Raw genomic sequence first — 7810 nt, 5'->3', positions numbered from 1 at the left:
GGCGGCGCAGGTCACCGTGCGCAGATCGCTCTCCCACGCAGAGACCTTGGCCGCTTCGGTCGCCGGCATGGTCTCCTTGCCGAGGCGCGCCACGCTCACGCTCGTTCGCTCGCTGTTCACCGCGAACCACGGGGCGCGGCACTCGAGCTTGCCGGCGGCCGAGACGAAGACCACGCTGCCCTGCGCCCTCCCCTCGCCGCGCGGCCCTGGAGGCGACACGCTGTCGGTCACGACCACCGCGAAGCCCGCGGCCTTGGCGAGCTTACGTGCGCTCTGCACGCGAATGTTCTTGGCGTTGAAGCGGTTCGCGTACCCCAGGACCTCGGGGCTGTCGACCGCGGTGCCCCCGCAGAGCGGGGCGACGCCGGACGCGCCCGCCGCGACGTACTCGTCGGTGCCGCGCGCCATCTCGAGCAGGGTGAGCTCAGAAATCGCCAGGTAGTCAGCGTGCTCCCCGGCGCGGCACGTGGGCGCGGTCGCGGGAGCGGCGAGCGCCGCGTTCACGGGAGCCATCTGGCGCTGTATCGCCTGCCGGGCGTCGTCGAGCGACATGCAGCCCGAGGCCGACAGGCCGAGCGCTCCGACCAGCGCCCAGGCGGCACGCCGACTGAACCCAGACATTGGTAGATTCAGCTTTCTGCCACGCGAAGGTGGCCATATGCAAAACCCCCGTTCAAACCGTGCGTGCGGATTTCCCGCACACGGCTTACCGGTGGTCTCTCGTGTCGCCGCATTACGCGGCCTCCGGATACTGGACGGTGCCTCGCAGTCGGTGGAGACCGAAGCCCTTGGTGAAGTAGTCGCGGGTCCACTTCTCGAACGCGCCCGCCTTCATCCGAGAGCCCGCGCTTGACGCGCAAGGTCCTGAGACGCCGATAGACGTACGAGTCGAGCTGGTTGAACTTCACGGCGGCGTTCCCGGTCTTGAAGTAGCCGCCCCATCCACGCAGCACGGGGTTGAGCAGCGCGATGACCTCGCGCAGATCCTCGTGGCAGCGTGACCTCGGGGTCAGCTCCTTCACGCGCTGTCGGACCCGCTTCATCGCACGCGCGCTCGGCCATCTCTGGAGGAAGTAGACCCTTCGGCCTTCTCGCTCCCAGATGGGACCGCTCATGCGCTTCTGCAGGTGACAGCCGAGGAAATCGAAACCCTCCTTGCCCCAGGAGAGGTCCACCTTCCTCGTCTTCTCCGGGTGTAGCTCGAGCCCGAGCCGCGTCAGCACATGCTTCACGCGTCGCTCGGCCTCGTCGACGTCTCGCTTCGTCTTGCACAGCACGACGAAGTCGTCCGCGTAGCGAACCAGCACGCCGAGATGCGCGCACCGCTTCTCCCACACGGTGTCGAGCACGGACAGGTAGATGTTCGACAGAAGCGGAGAGATCACCCCACCTTGCGGCGTGCCGCGCGAGGGGGTCGTCACCACGCCGTCTTCCATCACGCCCGCCGTGAGCCACTGCCGCAGCAGCTTGAGCACCCTTCGGTCCGAGATGCGCCTCTCCACGAGCTTCATCAGCTTGTCGTGGTCGATGCTCCCGAAGTAGTCGCGAATGTCGGCGTCGAGCACGTGGTTGTGCCCCTTCGCGCCGAGCTTCCTCAGCGTCTCCAGGGCGTCCGTCGCGCTCCGCCTCGGTCGAAAGCCGTACGAGCTCGGACGAAAGTCCGCCTCGAAGATGGGCTCCAGCACCAGCTTCGCCGCCATCTGCACTACCCGGTCCCGTACCGTCGGGATCCCAAGCGGCCTCTTCTTCCCATCGGCCTTCGGAATGTACCGACGCAACACCGCTGCCGGCCGGTACCTGCCTGCGAGGAGCACGACGCGGAGCTCTTCCAGGAAGCTCTCCACGCCCTGCTCTTCGAGAGACGCGATCGTCAAGGCATCGACGCCCGCGGCCCCCTTGTTCTGTCTCACCCGCTTCCATGCTTCCGCGAGGACGTCACTCCTCGCGATGCGGTCGTACAGCGCATGGAAGCGGCGCTCCGGTTGCCGCTTGGCTGCGACACACAGTCGGCGTTGCAGTTGTCGCACTTTGTCCGCGGGCTCGCGCCCTCGGGGTGGTTGGAACCGGTCTCGCCGGCCATGCCCTCGCGCTTACCTGCTCTGCCGACACGACCACCCCAGGGACCTTTCCCTCCCGCCGCGTTGTTCTGCGCGGCGTTCGTTCCCGCGGCTCGCGCCCCGGTCTTCGGTACAGTGATCCCCTCGGACTCCCGCTGCGCAGACGTCGATTTCGCCACTGGCTTATACGACGCGCCTTGCCCTGACGAGGGCCGCGCAGACGGGTCTCCCGAGTTCCGCACCTCTCCTTGCACACGTGCTGCGCCCCTTACCCCGCCGGGACCGACGACGCGCTTCGGAACAAACGCCGTCGATGTTGCCTTCGCCGCGACATGATCGGCTCGGCTCCCGGATTGTTTCTCTGACGAGGCTGCAGGCTTCACTTCATGTTGCAGCCCGCGTGCTTGCTCGGTCCGTGGACCCTCTCGACGCCCCGCTCGGCCGTCGGGATCTCTCCCGCTCGGCTGGGGCCTGCTACCCGGCGCTCCGACGCCTACCGGGACGGGACTTGCACCCGCTGGAGAAGTGCGGCGCGAAGAAAGCACCTCGCCGCTTCGCGGCTCGGTCCGATCTTCTTCACGGCGCACCATGTGATGAGGATACGCCGTTCGGCGCTCACGCGCGACACGCGGCTGCTTCTTGCGCCACACGGTCACCCCCGCATGGCGACGACCGGCGGAACCCGCGCCGCCCGAAGCGCCGGCAGGAAGCCCCCGAGGAGGCCCATGACGAGCGAGAAGACGACCCCGGTGAGCACGATCCCCGGGGTGGGCTCGAAGGTGAAGACCACCTCCGACCCGGAGGCGAAGTTCATCATCGACACCTTCTGGCCCCCGAGCGCCAGCGCCGCGCCCAGACCAACGAGCCCGCCGAGGCCCGACAGCATCATCGACTCGATGACGAACGCCACGAGGATGGAGAAGCGTGAGAACCCGAGCGCCCGCAAAATGCCTACTTCGCGGCTCCGGCTGGCCACCGCGGCGTACATGGTGATCGCCGCCCCGAGGATCGCGGCGAGGGAGAAGAACACCGAGACAAGAGTGCCAATCACGGTGATGAAGAGCCCTGTCCCCTCGGACTGCTTCTCATAATACGTGGTCTCGCGCATGGCCTGCAGGCCGAGCCGCCGGTCTTGCTCCACGGCGCGCTGGTAGTCGGCGAAGGCGCCCGGGCTCGAGAGGCGAACCCGCACCGACGAGCGGATGCCCTCGCGACCGAAGGAGCTCCGCAGCGTGTCGAGCGGCACCCACACCTCCGACTCGTGCGACGAGCCCTGGTCGCTGAACACCCCCACGACGGTGACTGGGCGGTTCTTCTTGATGTCGAAGCGCTGGCCGAGCTCCATGCCACGGAAGCGCCCCCGCACGCGCTGCCCGACGATCGCCTCGTCGACGCCCGGCTTGGGCGCCCGGCCCTCCACGAGGGTGACCGTGGGCCGGAAGGCCAACACGTCGTCGTTCACGCCCCGAACGAGCAGGTTCGTGACCCCCTTCGCGCCAAGCTTCTCGACCGCCGTGACGACCACCACCTCCGCGACGAAGGCCGGCGCCCCCGCCCCGGCTCCCTTCACCTGCGTCGGCGTGGTCAAGAGCCCCACGTTCGCGTCCTCGATGGTGCTCCCGAGCTCGTTGTCGCTGCCCTTGCGGAGGACGATCGCGACGTCGTCGTGGCCCGAGGCGCCGAGCGTCTTCTTGATCCCGTTCGAGAGCATCATGGAGATCGCGAGCACCCCAACGACGAGGCCGATGCCGAGCGCCGTGGCCACCGTCGTGACCTTTCGGACAGCGAGGCTGCGCAGGTTGTAGCGAATCGGGACCATGGAACGCCTCTTTCTAGCGAGCGAAACGGGAGTGGGAGAGTTGCCTCTAGCTAGGCGATGCGGCGGAGCGCTTCGGTCACGCGGAGCTTGGAGGCGCCCACCGCCGGGATGATGGCAGCGACGACGGCCAGCGCGACCGAAAGGAACATGGCGACGGCCCAGATGTGGGGCGGCACGCTGAAGAACGGGAAGAAGCTCCCCATGTTCTCCTCCAGAAAGCGCCCGAGTCCGCGGTTCACCAGCGGATACGAGAGGAGCACCCCAACGGCGCCGCCCAGCCCACCCACAAACGCGGCCTCCGCGAGGATGAAGAACGCCACGTGGCCCGGTGAAAAGCCCATGGCCCGCAGCGTCCCGTACTCGAACGTTCGCTCGCGCACGCCCATCGCCACTGTGTTACCGAGGACGAGCATCATGATAACCAGGATGATGATCGAGATGTAGTCGACCGCCACGAGCAGCGCGGAGATGCCGGCCAGGAAGGAGGCGTTGAACGCGGCCTCGTCCTGGCTCAAGGTCTGAATGTCTTGCACATCGAACTTGGCGTCGAGCGCCAGTCCGATGTTGGCGGCCTGGGCGGGGTCGTCCACGCGGCTCACGATCCACCCCACCTGGTCTCGCGCCGTGGACGCGACTCCGTCGTTCAGCGTGTCCCACTGGAAGATGAAGCTGGAACGATCGACAGACTTGCGCGTCGCCGTGTAGATGCCGCTGATCGTGAAGGTCCAGGGGTTGTCGGGCTGGCTGGGGTAGAGCCCGGACTCGAGGGTCACCTTGTCGCCTACCTTCCACCCGAGCTTGTTGGCGAGCGCGTCGCCCACGATCGCGCCTCGGCGGTCTTCCTTCCACCGCGCGAGCTGGTCGGGGGGCACCAACATCTCGTCGTACACCTGAAAGTAGGTGTCACGGTCCACGCCAAACGCGCCGAAAAATTCCTGGTCGTGCTTCGGGTCTTTGCCCCCAAACCAGCTCGCGAACGTGCTGAGCCTCACGCCCTTGGTGGCCCGCACGTCTTCCACGTACTTCTTTGGCAGGGGCATCACGAAGGTGACTTTGTGCCTCGTGACCACGCGGTCTTTCGCCGCGAAATCGGCCTGCGCCGTCCACGCTGCCACGAGGGTTCGAAGGGTGATGAAGGCGAGAACGGCGATGCTCGCGCATGCCACCGTGAGGGCCGTGCGCACGCGGTTTCGCCACAGGTTCTTCGCGGCCAGCGTGGCGAGGTTCACGTGGCCTCCTCGCCCTCGCCGCTCGCGCGCTCGGCCACGCCGAGCCGCCCCTTGTCGAGATGAAGCCGCACGGAGGCGCGCTCCGCCGCCGCCGGATCGTGCGTCACCATCAGGATGGTCTTCTTCAGCTCCGTTGAGAGCTTCGTGAGGAGTCGAAGCACGTCGTCGGCGCTCGCCCGGTCGAGGTCTCCTGTGGGCTCGTCGGCGACGATGAGGCGTGGGTCGTGGACAATGGCCCGCGCGATGGCGACCCGCTGCTCTTGACCGCCCGAGAGCTGCCGCGGGAGGTGGTTCATGCGGTCTTCCAGGCCCACCACCCGGAGCGCGGTCTGCGCGCGGCGCCTCCGCTCGGCGCCGCCGAGCTTCGTGAGGAGCAGCGGCAGCTCCACGTTCTCGAGCGCGGTGAGGACGGGGATGAGGTTGAATGACTGAAACACAAACCCCACGTTCTCTGCGCGAAACTTCGCGAGCTCGCCTTCGCTCATTGTGTCGATTCGCTTGCCGGCGACCTCGATCGTGCCCGACGTGGGCCGGTCGAGACCGGCGAGCAGGTGGAGCAGCGTGGATTTCCCCGAGCCCGAGGGCCCCATGAGCGCTTGAAACGAGCCCTCGGGGATTTCAAGGTCCAGGCCAGAGAGCACGTGGAGCGACTCACCGCCCCGGGTGTACGTGCGCGTCACGCCCTTCACGCGGATCAGGATGGGGGCCTTCTCGGCGGGCTCGCGGTACGACTCTTTGGCGTTGCTCATTGGCTCTTCTCCTTGACCGATTGCCCATCACGGAGCTCTTGGGGGGGGCTGCGGACCACCTTGGTGCCGGGCGCTGGGCCGCTCTTCAATTCGACGTCTTCCCCGAGCGCCTCACCAAGCGAGACAGGCGCGGCGCGGACGCGATCGCCGTCGAGCACGAAGACCACTTTGGCGCCGCCACGCTCGACCACCGCCGCGGCCGGGACGACGGTCTTGGGCAGGGCCGTGCGCTCCGCCTCGGCGAGAGGGCGGCTGAGAAAGCTCACGCGCGCGGCCATCTCGGGGCGCAGGTCGCTCGGCGGGGCGTCGAGCCGCACCTTCACCTGCGCTGTGGCCTTCGAGCGGTTCAGGCGCGGGGAAATCGACACCACCTTCCCCGCGAAGCGCTCGCGCGCGATGGCCTCGAGGGCGACCTCGCACGCACCACCCGGGCGCACCTTGCCGAGGCGCCCCTCGGGCACGTCGGTCTCGATGAGGAGCGACGAGAAGTCGACGAGCTCCACGAGGGTGCTGGCCGGCCCGACGACGTCGCCCAGCTCGGCGGGCTTCGTGACAGCCACTCCGTCGATGGGGGCCTTCACGGTGGCGCTCGCGAGACCGACGGCGAGAGCGGCGAGGTCGGCGCGCGCGGCGACCACCTCCGCCTGCTGCGCCTTCACCTGCTCCCGCGCGGTGGCCACGCGGGCCGCCAGGTCGGCCACGTTCGCCGCAGGCACCGCGCCCGTCTTGGCGAGCGCCTCCTGGCGCGCGAGCTGGAGCTCGACCTCCTGGAGCTGCGCGCGGGCGGCTTCGACCTTGGCCGCAGCCGAGAGGACCCGCGCCTGCGAGGCGTTCACGGCGGCGCGCTGCTCGCTTGGGTCGAGCTCGAAGAGCACGTCGCCCGCCTTCACCGCGGCGCCCTCGCGCACGCCGACCTTCGAGATTCGTCCGGTCAGTTTGGAGCCAACTTTGGCCACGACCTGCGGCACGACGTAGCCGCTCGAGGTGACCTCGACCGCGCCCTGCACCGGCGACAGCGAGCCCACTTGGGCGAAGGCGACCTCGGTCTTGAAGAGCTGCGCGCTCGCGGCGGTGCGCGCCGCGCGCGCCCCGACGAGGACCAGGCCCACCACGAGCAGCGCGCCGACGACCTGGACGACGCGGCGCCCGGCGGCCCCCCTTGGCGCGCTCGTGGGCTCCCCGCGGTCAATGCGCGGCTCGCCATGCAGGGGGCCACGATCGATTCGCAGCGACTGGAGATCTCGGGAGAGTTGGTCGTCGGTCGACATACGGCGCGAGGTCTTCGGGGGAGGCCAGTCCTAGCGCGACGCCTTGTGGAGTGCGAGCGCTCCCGACATGTCGCGTGAGGCGCCACGCCCGCCCGGTCTCGCCGCGGCGGCGCGCTCGGTTTACCTTGGGCGCATGGCACTCACGCGCCTCACCGTGCGGTTCTTCGTCCGCGTCTCCGCCGCGGCGCTCGTCGTCACCACGGCGCTCGTCGCCGCCTGCAACGACGTCGGCTCGCTCGGCGGCTGCGCCCCCGACCACGCCGAAGGCACCGATCCGGCGGTGTGCACGAGCAAGCGCTGCAACCGCTCGCTCCTCATCAAGGAGGCGAGCAGCGGCGTCGAGCACCTCTTCTGCACCGTGCGCTGCGATCCCGACGCCGGCACCGGCTGCGCCAACGTCGAGATCTGCTACCTTGAGCCCGCGGCGCCGACCAGCGAGGCTTACTGCGCGCTCAAGTGCACCGACGAGCGCTGCAAGCCCCCGCTGAAGTGCCAGGCGAACGGCACGGTCTGCTTCTAGGTCTAGGAGCCTGGTGTTTTTCAAACACAAGGCTCCGTCGCTCCTGCTCATCAGGGAGAGGCTCGCGCCTCTCCCCCCCAAAAAAACGTCGTTTTTTGGGGTCCCCCCCTCTCCGCGGCGAGCTCCGCTCGATTCGGATTGGGTTTTTCTACGAAAAACACCAGCCTG

7 protein-coding genes are annotated in these 7810 nt (G+C 68.3%); 1 reads left to right on the top strand and 6 read right to left on the bottom strand.

Translation table 11 applies throughout. From position 1 onward, the window contains the following. From IPQ09_16960 to IPQ09_16935, 6 genes are all read right to left on the bottom strand, one after another. A partial coding sequence (locus IPQ09_16960) for a hypothetical protein (protein MBL0195881.1) occupies positions 1-621 on the bottom strand: 621 nt, incomplete at its 3' end. 8 nt (positions 622-629) lie between these two features. After that, positions 630-1910: a group II intron reverse transcriptase/maturase gene (ltrA, locus tag IPQ09_16955; GenBank protein MBL0195880.1), complete on the bottom strand. Its 1281-nt coding sequence runs from the start codon at positions 1908-1910 to the stop codon at positions 630-632. 799 nt (positions 1911-2709) lie between these two features. Continuing rightward, positions 2710-3876 (bottom strand): ABC transporter permease, encoded by a 1167-nt coding sequence (locus tag IPQ09_16950; GenBank protein MBL0195879.1) that lies wholly within the window; start codon positions 3874-3876, stop codon positions 2710-2712. Between the two features lie 50 nt (positions 3877-3926). Next, positions 3927-5105, bottom strand: coding sequence for an ABC transporter permease (locus IPQ09_16945; protein MBL0195878.1), 1179 nt, complete (start codon positions 5103-5105; stop codon positions 3927-3929). Next, complete coding sequence (locus IPQ09_16940) at positions 5102-5854, bottom strand: ABC transporter ATP-binding protein (GenBank protein MBL0195877.1); 753 nt, start codon at positions 5852-5854, stop codon at positions 5102-5104. Before IPQ09_16940 ends, IPQ09_16945 begins: the two co-directional genes overlap by 4 nt. Further along, the gene (locus tag IPQ09_16935) at positions 5851-7122 is read right to left on the bottom strand and encodes an efflux RND transporter periplasmic adaptor subunit (GenBank protein MBL0195876.1); all 1272 of its coding nucleotides are present in this window, start codon (positions 7120-7122) and stop codon (positions 5851-5853) included. The genes IPQ09_16940 and IPQ09_16935 overlap by 4 nt, the downstream gene beginning before the upstream one ends. Before the next feature lie 133 nt (positions 7123-7255). On the opposite strand from IPQ09_16935, the gene IPQ09_16930 reads away from it, so the two are divergent. Continuing rightward, a complete protein-coding gene (locus IPQ09_16930; GenBank protein MBL0195875.1) occupies positions 7256-7642 on the top strand; it encodes a hypothetical protein in 387 nt (128 codons plus the stop codon). Positions 7643-7810 lie beyond the last annotated feature (168 nt).

The sequence above is a fragment of the Myxococcales bacterium genome (assembly GCA_016720545.1).
Lineage (GTDB): Bacteria > Myxococcota_A > Polyangia > Polyangiales > Polyangiaceae > JAAFHV01.
This window is presented reverse-complemented; position numbering and strand designations above follow the sequence as displayed.